This window comes from Streptomyces aurantiacus JA 4570 (assembly GCF_000414115.1).
Taxonomy (GTDB): Bacteria; Actinomycetota; Actinomycetes; order Streptomycetales; family Streptomycetaceae; genus Streptomyces; species Streptomyces aurantiacus_A.
In genome coordinates this window covers 20012-43389 of the sequence record NZ_AOPZ01000412.1, presented here as the reverse complement: position 1 = coordinate 43389, position 23378 = coordinate 20012, and the positions used below count along the sequence as shown (strand labels likewise).

Genomic DNA, 23378 nt, shown 5'->3' with positions numbered 1-23378 from the left:
AACAGCCCGTCCAGTCCGGACAGCCCGAGGCCGGGCCTTCGCGCCGCCATCCGCCGTTGGCGGCGCGCCAAAGCCCCCGTTCGGTGTGGGACTACTCCGGCGGGTGCTCGGGCCCTCCGTAGTCCGGACTGGAGAAGTCCGGGCTGCTGTAGCTCGGGCGCGTACCCGTGGTCGAGCCGCCGTCCGGGCTGCTGAAGCCCGGTCGGTGATAGCCGAGTTGGGGCATGCGCCCGGCCGGTCCGGGCGATGACGCGCGGGTCGCGGGCGCCTTCGTCGCGTCCGGATCCGCGAGTGCCTCGCGCAGGAAGGGCAGGACGCCACGCTCCAGGAGCGCCTGGCACCAGGCTTCCCTGGCCCGGTCCACTTCCTCGCTCCGCTCATGGTGCGAGCCTGCCTGGAGGGAGGTGGAGCCGTTGCGCAGGGCGGTCAGGAGCAGGCCGACCGCGGCGACCAGGATGGCGCCCGCCGTGAGCGCGCCGAACAGCCACCCGGCGGTGAGCAGGGTGTCCGCGAAGGCGGGCTCGGGGTCGAGCATCTTCAGGATGTAGCCGACGAGCAGGAAGATCGCGGCGGCCGTCCCGGCGAGGACGGGCGCGAGCACCGCGATCACGGCGACCAGTCCGGCGCCCGCGGTTTCGGTGACCTCGCCCATGGTGGTGGCGAGGCTGACGCCGCCGGTTCCGGATTCGGTCGAGCTGGAGCTTGATCCGCTCCCTTCACGGATCGACGAGGACGACGATGAGGGTCCGGGGTCGCGTCCTTCCTCACGGACCTTCACATAGTGGTGATACTCGGCCGCGGCGGCGGCCGTGATCAGTGCGGTGGCGTTGAGAGCCATCGTGCGCAGCTGCTCGGGGTTGAGTCGCTGGCCCACCGCGGCCAGCTCCGGGTGGTTCGGTGCGGTGCGCAGCGCCTCATCGAGGACCCGCTCGTATTGGGGGCGGTCCTCATTGAGCAGATGTGGAGCGCTGTTCATGTGCATCCCCCGATGCTCCGTAGGGCTTGGGGCTCGCATGGCTACGAGCCGTCGGGCAGAAACGGAGGGGAGCCTGCTACGGATAAGCCGATGGTAGAGCGGTGACGGCACGCGGTGACAGGGGTTAACCAGAATTGGCCCCCTGGCCAGCGAGATCCTGTATAGGGGCACGTGCCCCGTGAACGTTCGCCGCGAACGTTCCGAAGCGTCCGAACGTGTCAGCGGTCCAGCGGGAGTTGGCAGACCAGCAGCTTTCCGGCCATGGTCACGCCGCCGTCCATGGCGATGGCGAGGCCGTCGGCGTAGATGTGCGGGCCTTCGATGACCGGGCGGCCGTCCTCGTCGCCGTCGTACTCGGAGCCGACTTCGCCGAGGAGGTACGGGATGGGGCTGTGGCCGTGGACGATGCGGCTGCCGCCGTAGACGTCGAGGAGTTCGCGTACGGCGGCGGGGCCGGAGTCGTCGCGGAAGGCGAAGCGCTTGGTGAACTTGCGGAACAGGTCCCAGTATTCGTCGGCGTCGTTGCGCGTGAGCGCCTCGCGGATGGTGTCGTTGACTTCTTCGATCGAGTCGCCGTAGTCGAGGTAGGCGGTGGTGTCGGAGTGCACGAGCAGGTGCCCGTCCTCCTCCTCGATGGCGTCGAGGCGGGCCATCCACTGCAGGTGGTGGTCCTCCAGGCGCTCCATGTCGGTCTTCTGACCGCCGTTGAGGAGCCAGGCGGCCTGGAACGTGGCGGTGCCGGCGCCGGAGTTGACCGGGGTGTCGCCGAACTTCTTGGCGCCGATGAGCAGCAGCTCGTGGTTGCCCATGAGGGCCTTGCAGTAGCCGCCGGCGGCCGCGGCCTCGGCGGACAGGCGCATCACCAGGTCGATGACGCCGATGCCGTCGGGCCCGCGGTCGGTGAAGTCGCCGAGGAACCACAGCCGCGTGTTGCCCGCGGACCAGTTGCCGTCCGCGTCGATCAGCCCCTCGGCGGCGAGGGCGGCGACGAGTTCGTCCAGGTAGCCGTGCACGTCGCCGACGACGTACAGCGGGCCCATGCCGCCGGGGTCCGGGGCGGGCGGCGGCTCGGGCATCTCGCGCACCTCGACCTGCACGGTGTCGCCGCGGTTGATGACCGGCAGGTCCCGCTCGGTGGGCGTGTATCCCTCCGGGGCCTCACCGGCGGACCCGGGGTGGGCGGCGGCGTTCCGCACCACGGGGCCGGGGGCGGCCGGGGCGGAGGGGTGCTGCGACTGCGCGGGGGTCTGCGGCTGTGCGACGGCCTGCGGCTGCGCGGGGGGCTGCGGTTGTGCGGGGGTCTGCGGCTGGACGGGGGCTTGCTGCTCCAGCGGCTGCTGTGCGGCAGTCGGCTGCTGTACGGCGGGCTGCGGGGCTACGGGGGGCTGCTGCTGTACGGAAGCCTGCAGCGGCCGCACGGACGCGGCGGGGTGGGACTGCTCGGGCCGAGCCGCGTGCTCCACCGGGGCGCCCTGGGCGGGCCCCTGAGGGGCGGGCCCGGACGCCTGGGGCGCACCCAGGTTCTGCCCGGACACGGGCGCCGGGGCCGCGTCCTGCCGCCGGACGTGAGCCTGGGCAGGGGCCTGCTCCTGGGCCTGCGCGGCGCCCTGCTCCTGAGCGTGCGCGGCATCCTGCTCGTGGGCCTGCGCAGCATCCTGCTCCTGAGCCTGCGCGGCGGCCCGGCCGGTCTCACGGACGCCTTCATAGACGTACGCGGGCACGCGGAAGTCGCGCAGCGTCGCCGTCCGCACCTCGGGTCCCTGACCGGCCCCCTGAGTCATCGACCCCTCCACCACCATTGCGCCGCATCTGCACCGGGATCGGACTGCCTGGTCGCAGCGGCCCCCGGTGTCGTCCGCCCATCATAGGAATGCGGCTGTCGCTGTGTGGTGCACCAGGGGTGGTGAATCGGTGCGGAGCCCCAGTTCACTGCGGTTTTCTCCCGAATTGGCCCGAGGTTTCCCCAGGTTTATCCGCAGGTCGGGGGCCCCGGGCCGATCGGTGGGTAGGTCAGCCGTGACCCGGCGAGCGGGGCGGGCTGACCGTCGTACGTGGCGGACGTCGCTCGGACGAGGTGCGCACGATCAGTTCGGTCGGTATCACCTGCTCGATGGGCCGGCCCGCGTCGAGGCCCTCGATGGCGTCGATGAGGAGCTGGACGACGGCGGTGCCGATGCGCCGGGGCTTCAGCGAGAGCGTGGTGATCGGCGGTTCGGTGGTGGCGTACACGGTCGACTCGCTGCAGCACACCAGGAGCAGATCGTCCGGTACGCGCAGGCCGTAGCGGCGGGCCGCGGCGAGCAGGTCGGTGCCGTTCGGATCGAACAGGCCGTAGACGGCGTCCGGCCGGTCGGGCCTGGCGAGCAGCCGGTCGGCGGCGACGGCGCCCGCGCACGGGTCGTGCGCGGGGTAGGACTCGTACACCGGATCCTGCCCCACGCGCTCGCACCAGCGCAGATAGGCGGTCGTGGAGAGATGGGTGTACGTGTCCGTGGTGGTGCCCGTGAGCAGGCCGATGCGGCGGGCTCCGGCCGCCGCCAGATGCTCCAGGATCTCCAGGACCGCGGCCTCGTGGTCGTTGTCCACCCAGGCCGTGACCGGCAGCGACCCGGCGGGCCGCCCGTCCGAGACGACCGGGAGCCCCTGCCGCACCAGCTCGCTGACCACCGGGTCGTGGTCGGACGGGTCGACGACGACTGTGCCGTCGAGGGCGACGTTGGACCACACGTCGACCGGGCTGCGGCGCGAGGTCGCGGGGAGGATGACCAGGGCGTAGCCCCGGGCGAGGGCGGCCGAGGTGGCGGCTCTCGCCATCTCCGCGAAGTACGCGAATTCCGTGAAGGTGAAAGGTTCATCCCCGTACGTCGTCACGGTGAGGCCGATGAGGCCCGACTTTCCGGTACGGAGGGTTCGGGCCGCGGCCGATGGGCGATAACCCAGGCGGTCGGCGACCTCGCGGACATGGCGTCGCGTGGCATCGGGCAATCGCCCCTTGCCGTTGAGCGCGTCGGAGACAGTCGTGATGGAGACACCGGCTGCGGCGGCGACGTCTCTGATGCCTGCTCGGCTCTGCCGGTTGCCCCGGCGGGAGGTCTCCGCTCGGCTCACCTGGTGCTTCCCTGCTGCTGTCATGGCGAGCCGATAGTAGGGCTCATGGGGGTGGGTAGTGCGGACGCATATGCACCCGTTGACAGGCACGTTTCTGCATGGTGGAAGGCCGTCAATGACCTTGGAAACAAAGAGAGTTGGGCGCCAAGTAAGGCATCGCTCCCTTGTCGTCGCGCGGGGGCCTGCCAATTGACCGAGGTCTCGAAGAGGTCTCAACTCACCTCTACGGGGGACGCGCGCCACGGAGCGAGCCACCGGCGCGTGCCGGGGCGGGGAGCGCTCCCCCCGGGTCCGGGCGCTGCCGCCCCCCCGGGTGACGGCTGCCCGTGTACGTCCTCGGGCGGCGGTGCGTACGGTGGCAGGGGGCCGCGCGGGCCGCGGCTTCCGCTCGCCCTGCGCCGCCGCCCGCCAGGACCGAAGCCGTCACCCCATTCGCAGCGGCGCCGAATCCTCATAAGGTGAGAATCATTGAAGTGCGGATGATCACTGGGATTTACGAAGATCACTAGGAGGACCGCGGTGAGCGAGACGAGCCCGAGGCTGCGCGCCGAGCTGGAGGGTATCCCCGCCTACAAGCCGGGCAGGAACGCCGAGAGCGGCGAGGGCGGCGGCCCTGTCGTGTACAAGCTGTCCTCCAACGAGAACCCCTACCCGCCGCTCCCCGGTGTGATGGAGCGCGCGGTCGCGGCGGCCGGGTCCTTCAACCGCTACCCGGACTACGGCTGCGACCGCCTCCTGAACGAGATCGCGGACCGCTTCGGGGTGCCCGTCCCGCACGTCGCCGTCGGCGTGGGTTCGGTCGGCCTCTCGCAGCAGCTGGTCATGGCGACGGTCACGCCGGGCGACGAAGTGCTCTACGCCTGGCGGTCCTTCGAGGGGTACCCGGTGGTCACCACGGTCGGCGGCGGAAAGTCCGTGATGGTGCCGCTGACGCCGGGGGAGGTGCACGACCTCGACGCGATGGCCGACGCGATCACCGACCGCACCCGCCTGATCTTCGTCTGCAACCCGAACAACCCGACCGGCACCGTGGTCAAGAAGGCCGACCTGGTGCGGTTCCTGGACCGGGTGCCGAAGGACATCCTGGTCGTGATCGACGAGGCGTACGTGGAGTTCGTCCGCGACCCCGAGACGCCGAACGGCCTGGATCTGTACCGGGACCGGCCGAACGTCTGCGTCCTGCGCACCTTCTCCAAGGCGTACGGCCTGGCCGGCCTGCGTGTCGGCTTCGCCATCGCCCACGAGCCGGTGGCCGCGGCGCTGCGCAAGACGGTGGTGCCCTTCGGCGTGAACCAGCTCGCGCAGGACGCCGCGGTGGAGTCGCTACGGTCGGAGGACGAACTGCTCGGCCGGGTCGGCGCGTTGCTCGGCGAGCGCACGCGGGTGCAGGACGCGCTGCGGGAGCAGGGCTGGACCGTGCCCGAGACGCAGGCGAACTTCGTGTGGCTGCGTCTCGGTGACCGGACGGTCGACTTCGCCACCGTCTGCGAGCAGGCCGGCGTGATCGTGCGGCCCTACCCCGGCGAGGGCGTGCGCGTCACCATCGGCGAGACCGAGGCCAACGACATCTTCCTCAAGACGGCCGAGGGCTTCCGCAAGGAGCTCTAGCCTCCGCGGTCGGCCGGGTCGGCCGACCGGCCAGGTCGACCGGATCCCCGTCGACCCCGGTCGAGCACATGGCACGGACTCGCGAGGCGGCACTCGTCGCCTCGCGAGACCGGTGTGGCCCCGCACGCTCCGCGCAGGGGCGCGACGGCCCCCACGTCCAGGCGGCGATCTGCCCCCCGCGCGCCCCCGAAATGCCCCGTTCCCCGGGGTAAGGGGACCCCCCTTTCGACCCTCGACAGTCCGTGCGCCATAATGCTTGTGAATGTGAACGCGTTCACAAGCGTGTCCCAGTTGCTCCAGGGATGTCTGTGACATAAGGGGCAAACTGCCCGCTATGAACACGGCCGTAAGGAGAAGTCGACGTGGACCTGGCTCTGGCGCCGGAAACACTGGCGCGATGGCAGTTCGGTATCACCACCGTCTACCACTTCCTCTTCGTCCCCCTGACGATCTCCCTGGCCGCCCTCACGGCGATCCTTGAGACGGCCTGGGTACGGACGGGCAAGGAGCACTACCTCAGAGCGACCAAGTTCTGGGGCAAGCTGTTCCTGATCAACATCGCGATGGGCGTCGTCACCGGCATCGTGCAGGAGTTCCAGTTCGGCATGAACTGGTCCGACTACTCGCGCTTCGTCGGCGACGTCTTCGGCGCCCCGCTGGCCTTCGAGGCCCTGATCGCCTTCTTCTTCGAGTCGACCTTCATCGGCCTGTGGATCTTCGGATGGGACAAGCTCCCGAAGAAGCTGCACTGCGCGACGATCTGGATGGTCTCCATCGGAACCGTCCTGTCGGCGTACTTCATCATCGCGGCGAACGCCTTCATGCAGCACCCGGTCGGCTACAAGATCGCGGAGCGGGACGGGGTGAAGCGCGCCGAGCTCACCGACTTCGCCAAGGTGCTCTTCCAGGAGACGACGCTCGTCAACTTCTTCCATGTCATCGCGGCGTCGATCCTGGTCGGCGGCGCCTTCATGACCGGCATCGCGATCTTCCACCTGCGCAAGAAGCAGCACACCCGCACCATGCGGATGTCGCTGCGGGTCGGCCTGGTCACCGCGTTCGTCGGCACCCTGCTCACCGTGATCAGCGCCGACACCCTCGGCAAGGTCATGTACGAGCAGCAGCCGATGAAGATGTCGGCCGCCGAGGCCCTGTGGGAATCCGAGAAGCCCGCCCCGTTCTCGCTCTTCGCGTACGGCGACGTCGCCAAGGGCCACAACGAGGTCGCCATAGAGATCCCCGGGGTGCTTTCCTTCCTCGCCAAGAACAACTTCAGCGCGGAGATCCCCGGCATCAACGACCTCAACAAGGAAGCGCAGGACAAGTTCGGGCCCGGCGACTACCGGCCCAACATCCCCACCGCGTACTGGTCCTACCGCTGGATGATCGGCTTCGGCGGGGTCTCCATGATCCTGTGCACCGCCGGACTCTGGCTCACCCGGCGCAAGTTCTGGCTCGCCCCCGAGCACCGCACCGGCGAGGACGACGTACCGAAGCTGATGCTCACCAAGAACCGGGAGCTGGCCCCGAGGCTCGGGACCTGGTGGTGGCGGCTGTCCCAGTGGACGCTGATCTTCCCGCTCATCGGCACCGCCTGGGGCTGGATCTTCACCGAGACGGGCCGCCAGCCCTGGGTGGTCTATGGCGTCCTGAAGACCGAGGACGCGGTCTCCCCCGGCGTCTCGCAGGGCGAGGTGCTCACCTCACTGATCGTCTTCACGCTCATCTACGCGATCCTCGCCGTCATCGAGGTCCGGCTGCTGCTCAAGTACGTCCGCAAGGGTCCGCCGGAGCTGACCGAGGCCGACCTCAACCCGCCCACCAAGATCGGCGGGCCGCCCGGCGGGGCGAGCGCGGACACCGATCCCGAAGCCGAGGCCGACCGGCCCATGGCCTTCTCGTACTGAAGGAGGTAGACGCACATGGAACTTCACGACGTCTGGTTCGTCCTCATCGCCGTCCTGTGGACCGGCTACTTCTTCCTCGAAGGCTTCGACTTCGGGGTCGGGGTCCTCACCAAGCTGCTCGCCCGTGACCGGACCGAGAAGCGGGTCCTGATCAACACCATCGGACCCGTGTGGGACGGCAACGAGGTGTGGCTGCTCACCGCGGGCGGCGCGACCTTCGCGGCCTTCCCCGAGTGGTACGCGACGCTGTTCTCCGGCTTCTATCTGCCGCTGCTGATCATCCTGCTCTGCCTGATCATCCGCGGTGTCGCCTTCGAGTACCGGGCGAAGCGGCCCGAGGAGCGCTGGCAGACCAACTGGGAGCACGCGATCTTCTGGACCTCGCTGATCCCGGCGCTGCTGTGGGGCGTGGCCTTCGGCAACATCGTGCGCGGCGTGAAGATCGACGCGCACAAGGAGTACGTGGGCAACTTCTGGGACCTGCTCAACCCGTACTCGCTCCTGGGCGGCCTGGTCACCCTCACCCTCTTCACCTTCCACGGCACGGTGTTCACCGCGCTGAAGACCGTGGGCGACATCCGGATGCGGGCGCGCAAGCTGGCGCTCGCCCTGGGGCTGATCACGGCGGTGCTCGCGCTCGGTTTCCTGATCTGGACCCAGGCCGACAACGGTGACGGCAAGAGCCTGGTCGCGATGCTCGTGGCGGTGGTGGCCCTGGCAGCGGCCATCGTGGCGATCAAACTCGGGCGCGAGGGCTGGTCATTCGCGCTCTCGGGTCTGACCATCGTCGCCGCCGTCGCGATGCTCTTCCTGTCGCTCTTCCCGAACGTCATGCCGTCCTCGCTGAACGAGGAGTGGAGCCTCACGGTCACCAACGCCTCGTCCACGCCCTACACCCTGAAGATCATGACCTGGTGCGCGGGCGTCGCCACGCCGATCGTGCTGCTCTACCAGTCGTGGACCTACTGGGTGTTCCGCAAGCGGATCGGTACGCAGCACATCGCCGACGCCGCGCACTGAACCAACTCTCCGTACGCCCATGGTCCTTGGGAAGGTGTGTTTCACGTGAAACCGATCGACCCGCGCCTGTTCCGGTACGCCCGCGCCACCCGCTTCTTCCTGGCGGCCGTGGTGGTTCTCGGCCTGGCCGGAGCGGGGTTGGTCGTCGCCCAGGCCATGCTGATCGCCGAGATCGTGGTGGGCGGCTTCCAGCGCGGTTTCGCCGTCGGCGACTTGGGGACGCCGCTGGTCCTGCTCGCGGTCGTGGCCGTGGGCAGGGCGGTGGTGGCCTGGCTGACCGAACTCGCCGCGCACCGGGCGAGCGCGGCGGTCAAGTCGGAGCTGCGGGGGCGCCTGTTGGAGCGGGCGGGGGCGCTCGGTCCCGGGTGGCTGACCGGCCAGCGGACCGGATCCCTCATCACCCTGGCCACGCGGGGTGTGGACGCGCTCGACGACTACTTCTCGCGCTATCTGCCGCAGTTGGGGCTCGCGGTGGTGGTGCCGGCCGCGGTGCTGCTGCGTGTGGTCACCGAGGACTGGGTGTCGGCGGCGATCATCGTGGGGACGCTGCCGCTCATCCCGGTCTTCATGATGCTGATCGGCTGGGCCACGCAGGCCCGCATGGACCGGCAGTGGCAGCTCCTCTCCCGGCTGTCCGGCCACTTCCTCGACGTCGTCGCGGGGTTGCCGACGCTGAAGGTGTTCGGCCGCGCCAAGGCGCAGGCCGAGTCGATCCGGAAGATCACCGGTGAGTACCGGCGGGCGACGATGCGGACGCTGCGTATCGCGTTCCTGTCGTCGTTCGCCCTGGAGCTGCTCGCCACGATCTCGGTGGCGCTGGTCGCCGTCACCATCGGCATGCGGCTCGTCCACGGCGACATGGAGCTGTACGACGGCCTGGTGATCCTGATCCTCGCGCCCGAGGCGTACTTGCCGCTGCGGCAGGTGGGGGCGCGGTACCACGCGGCGGCGGAGGGGCTTGCTGCGGCGGAGGAGATCTTCGCGGTCCTTGAGACCCCGGTTCCGGCCGGGGGGTCGGGGGCCCTGCCTGGCGGCGGTGCGGTGGGCGTGGCCGTGGAGGGGGTGACGGTTCGTTACCCCGGGCGGGAGGCCGACGCCGTTTCCGGGGCGTCGTTCGCCGTCGAGCCCGGGGAGACGGTGGCCCTGGTGGGGCCGAGCGGATCCGGCAAGTCGACGCTGCTGAACGTGTTGTTGGGCTTTGTGCCGCCTACGGAGGGGCGGGTGCTGGTCGGCGGGGCCGAGCTGGCCGAGGTTTCCCTGGAGGAGTGGCGGGAGCGGGTCGCCTGGGTGCCGCAGCGGCCGCATCTCTTTGCCGGGAGCATTGCTGAGAATGTGCGGCTTGCCCGGCCCGGGGCGGATGACGCGGCCGTGGTGGACGCGCTGCGTGCGGCTGGGGCATGGGAGTTCGTGGCCGGGCTGCCGCTCGGCGTGGAGACCCTCCTGGGGGAGGACGGAGGCGGGCTCTCCGCCGGGCAGCGGCAGCGGGTTGCTCTCGCGCGGGCGTTTCTGGCCGACCGGCCTGTGGTGCTGCTTGACGAGCCCACCGCCGCGTTGGACGGGGAGACGGAGGCGGGCGTTGTCGAGGCGGTGCGGAGGCTGGCTGTCGGCCGGACTGTGGTGTTGGTGGTGCACCGGCCCGCTTTGCTGGACGTGGCCGACCGGGTGGTGCGGGTGGAGGTTGCAGCGGAGGGTGCCGCAGGCGTGGGCTGTGCCCACCCTTCCCCAAGCTCTCGGCTTCGCTCGAGCAGGGGAGGCCCCACTCGCCCCCTGGGCGGCCCAGCTGCCCACAGGGTTAGTCGGACAGTTGCCGTCGACCAGGACAAGGCATCGCTCGGTGACCGTGCCGTAGCGAGTGAACGGGCAGGCGGGTGGGGGGAAACCCGCCCGGAGGGCGGGGTGTTGGCCCGGGTCAGGGCTGCGGCGCGGGAGCGTCGGGGGAGGCTCGCGTTGGCCCTGCTGCTCGGCAGCCTCGCGCTGGGGTGTGCCGTGGGGCTCATGGCCACGTCCGGGTGGCTGATCTCGCGGGCGTCGGAGCAGCCCCCGGTGATGTACCTGATGATCGCCGTCACGGCGACCCGCGCCTTCGGCATCGGAAGGGCCTGCTTCCGCTACGCCGAGCGCCTGGTGTCGCACGACGCGGTCCTGCGGATGCTGGCCGACACCAGGGTCGCCGTGTTCCGGCGTCTGGAACGCCTCGCCCCCGCGGGCCTGCGCGGCACCCGCCGCGGCGACCTGCTCTCCCGCCTCGTCGCCGACGTGGACGCGCTCCAGGACTACTGGCTGCGCTGGCTCCTTCCGGCCGGCGCCGCGGCCGTCGTCAGTGCCGGAGCCGTCGGGTTCACCGCCTGGCTGCTCCCGGAGGCGGGCGCCGTCCTGGCCGTCGGCCTGCTCGCCGCGGGCGTCGGCGTGCCCCTGGTGAGCGGTGCCGTGGCCCGCAGGGCGGAGCGAAAGCTGGCCCCCGCGCGCGGGGTGCTCGCCACCAGGGTGGCCGATCTGCTCACGGGCACGGCCGAGTTGACGGTCGCGGGCGCCCTGCGGCGACGTACCGACAAGGCGAAGGAGGCCGACGCCGAGCTGACCCGGATCGCCTCCCGCACGGCCAGCGCCACCGCGCTCGGCGACGGCCTCACCGCGCTCGCCACCGGCCTCACCGTGGCCGCGGCCGCGCTCGTCGGCGTCCAGGGCGTGCACGACGGCCGGCTCGGCGGCGTCGCGCTTGCCGTCGTCGTCCTCACCCCGCTCGCCGCGTTCGAGGCGGTGATGGGGCTGCCGCTCGCCGTGCAGTACCGCCAGCGCGTCAAGAAGAGCGCCGAGCGGGTCCACGAGGTCCTGGACGCAGCCGAACCCGTCCCGGCCCCCGCCGCGCTCGCGGAGCCCCCGCGGACGCCCTTCCCGCTGCGCCTGGAGGCACTGCGGGCCCGCTACGAGGGCCAGGAGCGGGACGCCCTCGCGGACGTCACCCTCACCCTGGAGCGCGGCCGCCGCGTCGCCGTCGTCGGCCCGTCCGGGTCCGGCAAGACGACGCTCGCCCACGTCCTGCTGCGCTTCCTGGGCGCGCACGAGGGGACGTACACGCTGGGCGGCACGGACGTGTCGGCGCTCGACGGCGACACCGTGCGCCGCTTCGTCGGGCTGTGCGCGCAGGACGCGCACGTCTTCGACAGCTCCCTGCGCGAGAACCTGCTGCTCGCGCGGAAGGGCGCGGGCGACGACGAGCTGTACGGCGCGCTCGCGGAGGCACGGCTCGACGGCTGGGTCCGGACCCTGCCCGACGGGCTCGACACGCTCGTCGGCGAGCACGGAGCACGCCTCTCCGGAGGCCAGCGGCAGCGGCTCGCGCTGGCCCGCGCGCTGCTCGCCGACTTCCCCGTCCTCGTACTCGACGAGCCCGCCGAACACCTCGACCTGCCGACGGCCGACGCCCTCACCGCCGACCTGCTCGCGGCCACCGAAGGCCGTACGACGGTGCTCATCACGCACCGTCTGGCCGGACTCGACAAAGTTGACGAGGTGCTCGTCCTGGACGAGGGGCGGGTGGCGCAGCGCGGTACGTACGCGGAGCTGGTGGCCGTCGACGGGCCGCTGCGGCGGATGCGGGAGCGGGAGTCGGCGGCGGATCTGCTGACCGGGGTCGGAGGCTGACGACGGCGGCCCCGGGGAGCGCGGCGGGCGGCTGAGGCGGATGGTCCACGACGGCGCCGCGGCCCGCCGCGCTCCCCGGGGCCCCGTGAAGGCTCGACTTTCCCTGGCAAATCGGACTAACTACGCTCGGGGCATGCCCGTCCCCCCGGCCTCCGCTCCCGTCCCGCGCCCCGAAGGCACCCCTGAGGTCGTCCCGGGAGCGGAAGGCACCCTCAAGGGCCCGTCGGGCGCCGGCCGCGTTCCGGGCGCGGAGGCCGCCCCGGACTCGGCGGAGGCGGCGGCACGGGCGACCCGCAGCCTCCAGGGTCTTTCCACCGAGCTGACCGCGCGCGTACCGCAGCTCCTGGAGGCGATGCGTTCCGTCGGCACCGGGCTCGAACTGCACACCACCCTGGACCGCATCTGCGAGACCGCGGCCGAGCTCACGGACGCCCGCTACGCGGCGATCGGCGTCGTCTCCGAAGACGGCAACGGGCTCTCCGACTTCGTCTACACCGGCATCGACGAGGCCACCGCCACCCGCATCGGACGCCTCCCCGACGGCCACCGCGGGCTGCTCGGCGCGCTCATCCACCAGCCGGAGGCCCTGCGCCTCGCCGACCTCGCCACCGACCCGCGCTCCTGCGGCTTCCCCGCCCACCACCCGCCGATGCGCAGCTTCCTGGGGGTGCCGATCCGGGTCCAGGGGGAGATCTTCGGCAACCTGTATCTCACCGAGAAGCGCGGCGGGGGCGAGTTCAGCGACTACGACGTGCACATGGTGCGCGTGCTCGCCACGGAGGCCGGCATCGCGATCGGCAACGCGCGCCTGTACGAGGCCGCCAAGCAGCGCGAGCGGTGGATCGACGGCTCCGTGGCGGTCACCACGGCGCTGCTCTCCGGCTCCGACGCGGAGGACGCGCTCGCGGTCGTCGCCGAGCAGGCGCGGCATCTGGCCGACTCGGCGGCCGGGATCGTGCTGCTGCCCGACGAGGAGGGCGGCATGGAGATCGTCGCCGTGTCCTCGGACGAGCCCATCGGGGCGCTCGGCGTGGCGGTGCCTCCGGAGAGCCGCATCATCGCCGATCTCCTCGACGGGCAGGCCGTGTTCATCGACGACGCGGCCACCGACCCGCGCATCATGACCGACCTCGCGCGGAGCTACGGACCCGCCATGTTGCTGCCCCTGCAGAGCGACGGCCGGGTCCTGGGGACGCTCGTCACGCCCCGCGCGCGCGGGGCACGCCCCTTCACGGAGGCCGAGCGGACCCTCGCCGCCCAGTTCGCCTCGCAGGCCGCCCTTGCGCTGATGATGGCCGAGGCACAGCGCGACCGGGAACGGCTCGCCGTCTACGAAGACCGCGACCGCATCGCCCGCGACCTGCACGACCTCGTCATCCAGCGGCTCTTCGCCACCGGGATGATGCTGGAGAGCGCCCAGCGGAGGTCCGTCGTGCCGGAGGTGCAGCGGGGCGTCGGCAAGGCAGTCGACGAGCTGGACGTGACGATCCAGGAGATCCGCACGGCGATCTTCGCGCTCCAGCAGGGGCCCGCCGAGGCGCCCGCGGGGCTGCGCACCCGCGTCCTGCGCGAGATCAACATGGCGGCCGTGCCGCTCGGCTTCAAGCCCTCGCACCACTTCGTGGGCCCCGTCGACACGGTCGTCGGGGAGCTCACCGGCAAGAACCTCATCGCGGCGCTGCGCGAGGCCCTGTCGAACGCCTTCCGGCACGCGCAGGCCGCCCGCATCGACGTCGTCGTCGACTCCACGCTGATCCTGCCGGACGGCGAGCGGGGCGTACGCCTGACCGTCGCCGACGACGGCGTCGGCATCGCGGAGGGCGGTCGCCGCAGCGGCCTGAAGAACCTCAAACGGCGCGCGGAGTCGCTGGGCGGCGACAGTTGGTACGGGCCCGGCATCGGCGAGGACGGCGGCGGTACGACGGTGGTGTGGCAGGCGCCGTACTGAGGTCCGGGGGACGCTCGTTGAGGGGCCGGGGTTCCGGGGGCCCTGTTCGGCGGTATCCCCGTGCCCCGTACGGGTCACCCGGCCCCCCACGCGTACGAGTTCTCCGGGCGTGCCGCGCGCGTGGGGGCAACGATCCGGGACATGCGTCTGTCCCGCCGCCCGCTCGTAGTGCCGGTCCTGCTGTGCGCCGTCGTCGCCCTCTCCGCGCCCCGGTCCGTCGCCGCCGAGGAGGGCGACGGGAACCCCGGAGCGGGCCCCGACGGCCACAGCGTGGGCGCCGACGTGGCGCGGCTCTACGAGGAGGCGCAGACGGCCGCCCTGCGGTACGAGGCCGGGCAGCGGGCGGCCGACGTGCAGCGCGCCCGCGTCGCGCGCCTCGACCGGCTGCTCACCAAGGAGCAGGGCCAGGTCGCCGTGCTGCACAAGGATCTGGGCCGGATGGCCGGCGCCCAGTACCGCACCGGCGGCGGGATGCCGCTCACCGCGCGGCTGCTGCTCGCGGACGACCCCGACGAACTGCTGCGCGGCAGGCGCCTCCTGGGGCAGGCGGACCTCGCCGTCACCAACGCCGTCGACCGGACCCGGCGGGCCGCGGCCAGGCTCGACACCGCCAGGCGGTCCGCCGAGCGTGCCCGGGGCGTGCTCGACCGGCACACGGCGCGGCTCGCGAGCCTGAAGCGGGGCATCGAGGAGAAGCTGGAGACGGCGCGGTGGACGCTGCAGGGCGAGGCCGACCAGTCGGTCGCGGCGGGTCGGTGCCGGGGCGCCGTGCGGCTCGCGCGGCCGAAATCGTCGTCCACGCGCGCGTGGGTGTCACCCCTGGAGACGTACGACCTGTCCGCGGGCTTCGACAGCGCGGGCGAGCGCTGGGCGGGCCGGCACACCGGGCAGGACTTCGCCGTCGACATCGGCGCCCCGGTGCGGTCGGTGGGCGCCGGGCGGGTGGAGCGGGTGGCGTGCGGCGGCGGCTTCGGCATCGAGGTCGTGGTGCGCCACGAGGACGGCTATTACACGCAGTACGCGCACCTCGCGTCGGCCGCCGTCGACCAGGGGGAGCGGGTGCGCGCCGGACAGTGGGTCGGCCAGGCGGGCACCACCGGCAACTCGTCGGGCCCGCACCTGCACTTCGAAGCACGCGTCACCCCGGACCTGGGTTCGGGCGTGGATCCGGTGAAGTGGCTGGCGGAGCGGGGAGTCGACCTCTGAGGGGTGTGGGGCTCTGCCTATGTGCGGCTCCGCCGCGTGGGCGCGACCAGCCCCCACCGGCCCGCAGGGGTCATCACCGCACATCCAGCGAAGCGCTCAGCGCTGCGCCAGTATTCGTTCGATGACCACCGCCACGCCGTCCTCGTTGTTGGCGACGGTGCGGCCGGACGCGGCGGCGACGACGTCCGCGTGGGCGTTGCCCATCGCGTACGAGACGCCGGCCCAGGTGAGCATCTCGACGTCGTTCGGCATGTCTCCGAAGGCGACGACTTCCTCGTGGCTGATGCCGCGCTCGGCGCAGCACAGGGCGAGCGTGCTGGCCTTGGAGACACCGGGGCCGCTGATCTCAAGGAGCGCGGTCGGGCTGGACCGGGTGATCTCCACGCGCGCGCCCACGGCCACCCGGGCCAGCGTCAGGAAGGCGTCCGGCGGGATGTCGGGGTGGTGGGCGAGGACCTTCAGGATGGGCTGGTCGGCGCCGTCGGACTCGGCCGTGAGGAGCTTCTCGGCGGGCGCCACGCCGACCGCGGGGTCCAGGTGCAGCGGCGGATAGGCGGGTTCGTGGTGCACCCCGCCGGTCCGCTCGATCGCGAACGACGTACCGGGCGCGGCCGCGCGCAGGATGCCGACGACGTCGAGGGCGGTCGCGGGCGACAGGTCCCGCACCTTCACGAAGCGGTGCCCGCCGGGCCCGCCGTGCAGGTCGACCACCGCGGCGCCGTTCCCGCAGATCGCCAGGCCGTGGCCGTGCACGTGGTCGCTGACGACGTCCATCCAGCGGGCCGGGCGCCCGGTCACGAAGAAGACCTCGATACCGGCTGCCTCGGCGGCGGCGAGCGCGGCGACGGTGCGTTCCGAGACGGACTTGTCGTCGCGCAGCAGGGTGCCGTCCAGGTCCGTGGCGATCAGCCGGGGCGGGACGGAGGAGGCCGGGGTCCGGGGCCGAGGGGTGGTTGAGGTCACGTACGCGATTGTCCCGCATATGCGCGCACGGGTGTGTGGCGGGGCGCACATCTGAGTGCGTCACACACCCGTGCGCCCCTGCCGCACCCCGGGCTACCCGCGGCTGCCCTGGTCAGGACAGCCGCGGCGCACCTCGCCCTCAGAGCTGAGCGAGCGCTTCCGTCGCGATGCGCTCGAAGACCTTCTCGTCCGCCGCGAAGTCCGTGCCGGGCAGCGGCCAGTGCAGGACGATCTCGTCGAAGCCCAGCTCCGCGTGGCTGCCCGCGAAGTCGACGAAGGCGTCGAAGGAGTCGAGGGGGCGGTCCGGGGTGAAGCCGGTGAGCAGCACTTTGCCGAGCCCGTCGACGTCGCGGCCGATCTCGGCACAGGCCGCGCCGAGCTTGCCGACCTGGCCGCGGATGGCCTCGAGGGACTGCTCCGGGGTGCCCGATTCCGAGACCTTCGGGTCGCCCGTCGTGACCCACGCCTGCCCGTGCCGCGCGGCGAGCCGCAGACCGCGCGGGCCGGTGGCGGCCACGGCGAACGGCAGCCGCGGGCGCTGCACACAGCCGGGGATGTTCCGCGCCTCGTACGCCGCGTAGCGCTCGCCCTCGTACGTCACCGAGTCCTCGGTGAGCAGCCGGTCGAGCAGCGGCAGGAACTCTCCGAAGTGGTCCGCGCGTTCACGGGGTGTCCAGGGTTCCTCGTCGGCGCGGCGCAGCGTGGCGGCGTCGAAGCCGTTGCCGCCCGCGCCTATCCCCAGCGTGACGCGGCCGTTCGACACGTCGTCGAGGGTGATCAGTTCCTTGGCGAGCGTCACCGGGTGCCGGAAGTTCGGCGAGGTGACGAGCGTGCCGAGCCGGATCCGCTCGGTCGCGGCCGCGGCGGCCGTCAGCGTGGGCACCGCGCCGAACCAGGGGCCGTCGCGGAAGGTCCGCCAGGAGAGGTGGTCGTAGGTGTAGGCGGTGTGGAAGCCAAGATCCTCCGCGCGCTGCCAGCGCTCCTTGCCGCCTTCGTGCCAGCGGCGGACGGGCAGGATCACGGTGCTCAGACGCAGACTCATGCCATCGAGCGTACGGGGGCCCGGGAGCCGACCGTCCCGCCCACCGCCCGGTGGGGTGCCCGGGAGCCGGTCACCCCGCCCACCGCTCGGCGGGGACCCGCCCACCGCCCGCCCCGGGCTCAGCGCACCCTGGCGTTCAGCCACGGCGTGAGCGAGATCATGGGGATCAGCTCCTTGTACGTCTCGTCCCCGGGCAGCGGCACGATCAGCCAGTAGCCCGGCGGGAAGCGGCGCCCCTTGACGTACGCGAGGCCGCCGAGGACCGACCGCACGAACGCGGGCACCGAGTCGCGCGGCACGTCGTGGCACTCGACGCCTTCGACGGCGATCAACGCGTCGTCGTCCGGATAGAGGCGGACGGAGATCCGCGGTGAGCCGCCGAGCTCCACGAACGCCTCGTGCGGCAGCGAGCCGTCCGCGTCGGTCGTCACGCCCACGCCCGCGGCACTCCGGCGGGAGGTCCGGTCGGCGCCTATGTCATGGGCGACGGTGATCTCCCGCTCGTACTCGCCCGCGATCGCGCGCAGCGCGCCGACGGCGGCCTCGGTGCTGTGCAGATGCTCCATGGCTCCCGATCATGCCTGGCCGCGAGGTTCAGCGGGATTCGGGAAAGCGCAGATAGCCAGGTGGTACGGCGGCGCTGAGCCAGACGCCGTTGGCGCTGACCTGGAACAGGTGGCCGTCGCGGTGCATCGCGCCCGCGTCGACGGACAGCACGACCGGCCGCCCGCGCCGGGCCCCCACCCGCGTCGCCGTGTCCCGGTCGGGCGAGAGGTGCACGGCGTGCCGGTTCATGGGGCGCAGCCCCTCGGCGCGGATCGCGGGCAGGTGGCGGGCGACCGTGCCGTGGTAGAGGTACGCGGGCGGGGTCGCCGCCGGCAGGTGGAGGTCCACCTCGACGGAGTGGCCCTGGCTCGCGCGGATCCGGTCGCCCTCGACCGCGAAGCGCCGCTTGTCGTTCACGGCCACCACGTGGTCGAGCTCGGCGCGGGTGAAGCGGAAACCGTGCGCCGCGGCGGCCGCGATGAGCGTGCCGATGTCCACCCATCCGCCGTCGTCGAGCGTGATCCCGATCCGCTCGGGCTGATGGCGCAGGTGCTTCGACAGGTATTTCGACACCTTCACGGTGCGCCGGTCGTCCATTCCGCCCGGCGGGTGTGCTTCTTGCATCTCCTCAGCGTCGCGGTCCGCCGTTCTCCGCGCACTTGTTTTTCTGCCACCGCCCGGGTGCCGACTTTTCATCGAGGAAATCCGGCCCACAGGTTTGATCCACAGCCAAGTCCGGTTATCCACAGGCTCGTTGACAATTCTGTGGACAACTCTCAGTCCGTCGGCGGTATTTGGGCAATTTGTTTGTCTTCAAGGTGACTTGAGGCCAATGCGTCCAATGTCCTGCTCTGTACCTCCCGTTCGGCGGCCGCGGCGATGAACGCGGCGGCGTTCTCCCGCCCAACCAGCTCCTGAACTGCCCGCATTGTGTCGGCGGGCAGCGCCACGTGCTGCGGCTCGGCGCCCTGGGTTCCGTGCTGGAGAGGTTCCTCCGCGTCGAGGTGGCGGCGCAGATGCCGGGTGGCGAACATCCGCATCGCGCGGGCCAGTTCGGCGTCGACCGACTTCTGGGCCAGCGGCCGCAGGCGCCGGACGAGCGCGGCCGCCTCCGCCGCGTCCGCCTCGCTCGGCGGGTGATGGCCGAGATAGCGCGCGAAGACATGCTCATTGGTGAACTCCAGGAAACGCGCCGCGATGTGCTCGACCTGTCCCCTCAACTCCCGCAGATGCCCGGAGATGGCCGACAGCGGCACGCCCGCCGCGTGCAACTCTGCGGCCACCGCCAGCTCTTGCGGGCTCGGCACCAGGAATTCGTCGTCGCGGCCCGGCAGCGGTTCGAGCACTCCGAGCGCGATCGCGTCCGCCACCGCCACGTCGTCCGGGGTGCCGCCGAACGCCGCGTCCAGCTCGGCCCGCGTGATCCGGTCGGCCTTCTCGTCCGTCCAGGGGCCGTCGACCTCCGCGACCAGGCCGAGCACACCGCCCAGGCCGCGCCCCGCGTCCCACGCCTCCAGGAGCTCCTTGATGGACGCCAGGGTGTACCCCCGGTCGAGCAGGTCGGCGATCTGGTGCAGCCGGGCCAGATGGGCGTCCCCGTACACATTGGACCGGCCGCGGCGCTCCGGCCGGGGGAGCAGGCCGCGGTCCTGATAGGCCCGGATCGTCCGCACCGTGGCCCCGCTGTGGTGGGCGAGGTCCTCTATGCGGTACTCCGCGCGCCGCTCTGTGCTGTGCGGCTCCGTGGCCGACCTGTCCTCCACGCTCCCCCTCCTGACGCCGACGCTGCCTACTAGGCGATGGCCGCGCGTGCCGCCACCGCCGCGGCGGCCCGCGCCGCGGGCGACTCCGCCAGATACGCGACGGCCTTGCGCAGCGAGCCTTCCTGCGACGGATGGTACGACCGCCGCAGATAGCGGGGTACGGCCGCGCCGAGCTCCCGCCAGCCGGGCAGCAGGCCCTTCCCGATCGCCCGGTTGAACTCGCCGAGGGAGAGCCGCAACCGGCCCGCGAGCTGCGGATCGCGCCGGATGAGATACGCGCTGCCCCAGATCCACAGATAGAGCATCACGGGCGCCGTGATCCCCATGGCCGTGATCCGGCGGGCGTACCGCGACGCTCCCGAGCCGCCGCAGTGCTGGTACATGTCGAAGGCGACCGAGCGGTGCTCCACCTCCTCCGCGCCGTGCCAGCGCAGCAGGTCGAGCATGACCTCGTCCGCCCCGGCCCGGTCGAGCCCGTCGGCGTCCAGCACCCAGTCGCCGAGCACCGCCGTGAACTGCTCGATGGCGGCGACGATCGCGAGCCGGAAGCGCAGCCACTCCTGCGTCGGGATCGGCGCTCCCAGCGGCGGCTCCTCGCCCAGGAGCTTCTCGAAGAGGAGGTCGACGTACTTCGTGAAGTCGGCCGTGTCCAGGCGCTGCGCCGCCAGGTGGTCGAGCACGTGCGCGTGCTGCACGCTGTGCGTGGCCTCCTGCCCCATGAAGCCCTTGACGTCCTTCAGGAGCACCGGGTCGGTGATCAGCGGCAGGCCCTCCTTGAAGACCTTCACGAACCACCGCTCCCCCGCCGGGAGCAGCAGGTGCAGGACGTTGATGACGTGTGTGGCGGTGGGCTCGTCCGGTATCCAGTGCAGCGGTGTCCTGTCCCAGTCGAACGAGACCCGGCGCGGCACGATCGCGTAGTGCTCCTCGGGGGGTGCGGTGTCGTTCTCCGTGCTCACAGCGGCGGCTCCAATCGGGCTATCGCACGCAGGGCCTTGGGCGTGAAGCGGGACATGAGGTGGGCGCCGCGCGCCTCCGGGGTGACCGGCACGACGGCCTGATTGCGGACTACGGCGCGCAGCACGGCGTCGGCGACCTTCTCCGGCGGGTAGTTCCGCAGGCCGTACAGGCGGGCGGACTTCTTCTGGCGGCGCTTCTCCTCGTCGGCGGAGACTCCGGCGAAGCGGGCCGTCGCCGTGATGTTCGTGTTCACGAAGCCCGGGCAGATCGCGGAGACCCCGATGCCCTGGCCCGCCAGCTCCGCGCGCAGGCACTCGCTGAGCATGAGGACGGCGGCCTTCGACGTGCTGTACGCCGGGAGGGCCTTGGAGGGCTGATAGGCCGCCGCGGACGCGGTGTTCACGATGTGCCCGCCCTGGCCGCGCTCGGCCATCTGCTTGCCGAAGAGGCGGCAGCCGTGGATGACGCCCCACAGGTTGACGTCGAGGACCTTCTTCCAGTCCTCGGCGCTGGTGTCGAGGAAGGAGCCGGAGAGGCCGATGCCGGCGTTGTTCACCAGGACGTCCACCACGCCGTACTCCGTGGCGACCTTCTCGGCGAGCTTCTCCATGGCCTGCTCGTCGCTCACGTCGACCGTCTCGGCCCAGGCCGCCGGGGCGCCGACGAGACGGGACAGCTCCGCCGTGCGCGCCGCGCCCTCCGCGTCCCGGTCGACGGCGATCACCCGCGCGCCCGCCTCGGCGAACGCGAAGGCCGTGGCCCGCCCGATGCCGCTGCCCGCGCCCGTGACCAGGACGAGCTGGCCCGAGAACCGCTCGGCGTACTTCCCCGGGGCCGGGGCCGCCGCGCTCGCCAGGGCCGTCGGACCGCCGTCCTCGTGGGTCGTCACGAACTCTGTGATCCACGCGGCCAGTTGGTCCGGGCGGGTGCGCGGCACCCAGTGCTTGGCCGGAAGCTTGCGCCGGGTCAACTGCGGGGCCCACAGCTCCAAGTCGTCGTAGAGGCTCTCGGAGAGGAAGATGTCGCCGGTGGGCGTTATCAGCTGCACCGGGGCGTGGGCGTACGCGTCCTCGCGGGGCCTGCGCAGGCGGGCGCGGACGTTGTCGCGGTAGAGCCAGGCGCCGTGCGCGGCGTCCGAGGGCAGCGACAGCGTGGGATAGCCGTCGGCGGGGACCTTCTCCAGGCGCTGGAGGATCTTCGGCCAGCGCTTGCCGAGCGGGCCGCGCCAGGCCAGCTCGGGCAGGACGGGGGTGTGCAGCATGTACACGTACCAGGACTTGGCGCCCTGGCCCGCCAGTTGGGCCGCGCGCCGGGGCGTGGGCCTGGTCATGCGCTTCTTGATCCAGTGCCCGAAGTGGTCAAGGGACGGTCCTGACATCGAGGTGAAGGACGCGATGCGGCCCTGGGTGCGCCGGACCGTCACGAACTCCCATGCCTGCACCGAGCCCCAGTCGTGCCCCACCAGGTGCACCGGCTTGTCCGGGCTGACCGCGTCCGCGACCGCGAGGAAGTCGTCGGTGAGCTTCTCCAGCGTGAAGCCGCCGCGCAGCGGTTTGGGCGCCGTCGACCTGCCGTGCCCGCGCACGTCGTACACCACCACGTGGAAGCGCTCCGCCAGGCGCGCGGCGACCTCGGACCACACCTCCTTGGAGTCCGGATAGCCGTGCACGAGCAGCACCGTGGGCCGCCCGGCGTCACCCAGCTCGGCGACGCACAGCTCCACGTCGCCCGTGCGCACCCAGCGCTCACGCGCGCCCAAGAGATCCACGGTGGTCATGCGGCAGCCCTTTCCTCGGCCCAGCGCCGCACATGCGGCAGATCGTCGTCCAGCCAGAAGGCGCTCTCGTCCGGGTCCCTGGAGTCGGTGACGACCAGGATCTCCTCGAACTTCGCGCCCGTGCCGCGGAAGCCCAGATGCGGCTCGACCGCCCACAGGCCCGGCTGCGGCGGGTGGTCGGAGAACTTGTACGGCGACCACAGGGGGGACCAGCCGTCCCGGTGGCCGTGCAGCGCGTCGCTCGCGAGGCCCTTCAGGGACTGCGTGCCGAACCCGAAGACGTGCGGGGACAGGCGGCGCTCCCTGACCCGGCCGACCTTGTGCGCGATCACGCCGAAGGGATACGCGCGGTGGCGGTTGGCATACCCCTGGCGGACCATGAGGCGGTCCACGCTCTCGTAGATCTCGCGGAGCGGGCGGCGCTCGCGCACCTCGCGCAGGATCAGCTCGCGGTGCGCCTCCAGGTCGGCGAGCAGCTTGTCGTGCACGGGGTTGAGGCCGAGACAGCCCGAATATCCGATGTCGGCCGTATATCCCTTGAAGACCGGGGCCATGTCGAGGATGAAGGGCATCCCCGGCTCGAGGCGGCGGTTGGTGGGGAAGAACTGCAGCGGTATCCGGAAGTTCACGAACGCCGTGCGGTCCCCGAACCAGGCGAAGGGCAGATGGAACCAGTCCCGCACCCCCCGCGCCCGCAGCCACTCCCGCTGCATCCGCGCCGCCCCGCGCTCCGTCACCCCCGGCCTGAGCTGGGCGGCGACCGCTTCCGCGCATTCGTACGCGAGGGCCTGCACCTGCTGGAACCCCCGCAGCTCCGCGGAGAGTTCACCCTTCACTGCTGAGGTCATGCCACCGTCCGTCCCGTGTCCGCCGGCCCGGCAGCCCCCGCCCGCAGCGGGAGTCACCGCACCA

General features: G+C 71.8%; 17 protein-coding genes. 6 read left to right on the top strand and 11 right to left on the bottom strand.

Annotated elements, in window-relative coordinates; translation table 11 throughout:
* Nucleotides 1-91 precede the first annotated feature (91 nt).
* From STRAU_RS32175 to STRAU_RS32165, 3 genes are all read right to left on the bottom strand, one after another.
* Nucleotides 92-982, bottom strand: coding sequence for a hypothetical protein (locus STRAU_RS32175; protein ID WP_016644596.1), 891 nt, complete (start codon nt 980-982; stop codon nt 92-94).
* A 212-nt stretch (nt 983-1194) separates the two neighbouring features.
* A complete protein-coding gene (locus tag STRAU_RS44125) occupies nt 1195-2385 on the bottom strand; it encodes a metallophosphoesterase (RefSeq protein WP_397893177.1) in 1191 nt (396 codons plus the stop codon).
* A gap of 601 nt (nt 2386-2986) precedes the next feature.
* On the bottom strand, nt 2987-4108 hold the full coding sequence (locus tag STRAU_RS32165; protein WP_037663325.1) for a LacI family DNA-binding transcriptional regulator: 1122 nt from the start codon (nt 4106-4108) through the stop codon (nt 2987-2989).
* A 495-nt stretch (nt 4109-4603) separates the two neighbouring features.
* Between STRAU_RS32165 and hisC the strand changes: the two genes are divergently transcribed.
* The 6 genes from hisC to STRAU_RS32135 all read left to right on the top strand — a co-directional run bounded on the left by hisC (nt 4604) and on the right by STRAU_RS32135 (nt 15415).
* Complete coding sequence (gene hisC / locus STRAU_RS32160) at nt 4604-5692, top strand: histidinol-phosphate transaminase (protein WP_016644592.1); 1089 nt, start codon at nt 4604-4606, stop codon at nt 5690-5692.
* Between the two features lie 362 nt (nt 5693-6054).
* The gene (locus tag STRAU_RS32155; RefSeq protein ID WP_016644591.1) at nt 6055-7599 is read left to right on the top strand and encodes a cytochrome ubiquinol oxidase subunit I; all 1545 of its coding nucleotides are present in this window, start codon (nt 6055-6057) and stop codon (nt 7597-7599) included.
* Between the two features lie 15 nt (nt 7600-7614).
* Nucleotides 7615-8619, top strand: a complete 1005-nt coding sequence (gene cydB, locus STRAU_RS32150; RefSeq protein ID WP_016644590.1) for a cytochrome d ubiquinol oxidase subunit II — start codon at nt 7615-7617, stop codon at nt 8617-8619.
* A gap of 45 nt (nt 8620-8664) precedes the next feature.
* Nucleotides 8665-12261 (top strand): thiol reductant ABC exporter subunit CydD, encoded by a 3597-nt coding sequence (gene cydD / locus STRAU_RS32145; RefSeq protein ID WP_016644589.1) that lies wholly within the window; start codon nt 8665-8667, stop codon nt 12259-12261.
* Nucleotides 12262-12394: 133 nt separating this feature from the next.
* Nucleotides 12395-14209 (top strand): GAF domain-containing sensor histidine kinase, encoded by a 1815-nt coding sequence (locus STRAU_RS32140; protein ID WP_016644588.1) that lies wholly within the window; start codon nt 12395-12397, stop codon nt 14207-14209.
* Between the two features lie 141 nt (nt 14210-14350).
* Nucleotides 14351-15415: a M23 family metallopeptidase gene (locus STRAU_RS32135; protein WP_037663322.1), complete on the top strand. Its 1065-nt coding sequence runs from the start codon at nt 14351-14353 to the stop codon at nt 15413-15415.
* A gap of 96 nt (nt 15416-15511) precedes the next feature.
* On the opposite strand, the gene STRAU_RS32130 is transcribed toward STRAU_RS32135, so the two are convergent.
* The 8 genes from STRAU_RS32130 to STRAU_RS32095 form a co-directional block, all read right to left on the bottom strand.
* The gene (locus tag STRAU_RS32130; protein WP_016644585.1) at nt 15512-16378 is read right to left on the bottom strand and encodes an HAD hydrolase family protein; all 867 of its coding nucleotides are present in this window, start codon (nt 16376-16378) and stop codon (nt 15512-15514) included.
* Nucleotides 16379-16517: 139 nt separating this feature from the next.
* Nucleotides 16518-17420: an LLM class flavin-dependent oxidoreductase gene (locus tag STRAU_RS32125; RefSeq protein ID WP_016644584.1), complete on the bottom strand. Its 903-nt coding sequence runs from the start codon at nt 17418-17420 to the stop codon at nt 16518-16520.
* 119 nt (nt 17421-17539) lie between these two features.
* Complete coding sequence (locus STRAU_RS32120) at nt 17540-17986, bottom strand: hypothetical protein (RefSeq protein ID WP_016644583.1); 447 nt, start codon at nt 17984-17986, stop codon at nt 17540-17542.
* 28 nt (nt 17987-18014) lie between these two features.
* Nucleotides 18015-18563 (bottom strand): RNA 2'-phosphotransferase, encoded by a 549-nt coding sequence (locus STRAU_RS32115; protein ID WP_016644582.1) that lies wholly within the window; start codon nt 18561-18563, stop codon nt 18015-18017.
* 179 nt (nt 18564-18742) lie between these two features.
* Entirely contained in the window at nt 18743-19729 is a 987-nt protein-coding gene (locus tag STRAU_RS32110; RefSeq protein WP_016644581.1) for a MerR family transcriptional regulator, read from the bottom strand.
* Between the two features lie 29 nt (nt 19730-19758).
* Nucleotides 19759-20688, bottom strand: a complete 930-nt coding sequence (locus tag STRAU_RS32105) for a metal-dependent hydrolase (RefSeq protein WP_016644580.1) — start codon at nt 20686-20688, stop codon at nt 19759-19761.
* A complete protein-coding gene (locus STRAU_RS32100) occupies nt 20685-22466 on the bottom strand; it encodes an SDR family oxidoreductase (RefSeq protein WP_016644579.1) in 1782 nt (593 codons plus the stop codon). Before STRAU_RS32100 ends, STRAU_RS32105 begins: the two co-directional genes overlap by 4 nt.
* Nucleotides 22463-23314: a M24 family metallopeptidase gene (locus STRAU_RS32095; RefSeq protein ID WP_037663319.1), complete on the bottom strand. Its 852-nt coding sequence runs from the start codon at nt 23312-23314 to the stop codon at nt 22463-22465. Before STRAU_RS32095 ends, STRAU_RS32100 begins: the two co-directional genes overlap by 4 nt.
* Nucleotides 23315-23378: the final 64 nt, after the last annotated feature.

What these genes read in the sequence shown, in the direction of transcription:
- STRAU_RS32175 (WP_016644596.1), bottom strand. Translation starts at nt 982, where the DNA reads ATGCACATGAACAGCGCTCCACATCTGCTCAATGAGGACCGCCCCCAA.
- STRAU_RS32165 (WP_037663325.1), bottom strand. Translation starts at nt 4,108, where the DNA reads ATGACAGCAGCAGGGAAGCACCAGGTGAGCCGAGCGGAGACCTCCCGC.
- cydB (WP_016644590.1), top strand. Translation starts at nt 7,615, where the DNA reads ATGGAACTTCACGACGTCTGGTTCGTCCTCATCGCCGTCCTGTGGACC.
- STRAU_RS32140 (WP_016644588.1), top strand. Translation starts at nt 12,395, where the DNA reads ATGCCCGTCCCCCCGGCCTCCGCTCCCGTCCCGCGCCCCGAAGGCACC.
- STRAU_RS32135 (WP_037663322.1), top strand. Translation starts at nt 14,351, where the DNA reads ATGCGTCTGTCCCGCCGCCCGCTCGTAGTGCCGGTCCTGCTGTGCGCC.
- STRAU_RS32125 (WP_016644584.1), bottom strand. Translation starts at nt 17,420, where the DNA reads ATGAGTCTGCGTCTGAGCACCGTGATCCTGCCCGTCCGCCGCTGGCAC.
- STRAU_RS32120 (WP_016644583.1), bottom strand. Translation starts at nt 17,986, where the DNA reads ATGGAGCATCTGCACAGCACCGAGGCCGCCGTCGGCGCGCTGCGCGCG.
- STRAU_RS32115 (WP_016644582.1), bottom strand. Translation starts at nt 18,563, where the DNA reads ATGGACGACCGGCGCACCGTGAAGGTGTCGAAATACCTGTCGAAGCAC.
- STRAU_RS32100 (WP_016644579.1), bottom strand. Translation starts at nt 22,466, where the DNA reads ATGACCACCGTGGATCTCTTGGGCGCGCGTGAGCGCTGGGTGCGCACG.
- STRAU_RS32095 (WP_037663319.1), bottom strand. Translation starts at nt 23,314, where the DNA reads ATGACCTCAGCAGTGAAGGGTGAACTCTCCGCGGAGCTGCGGGGGTTC.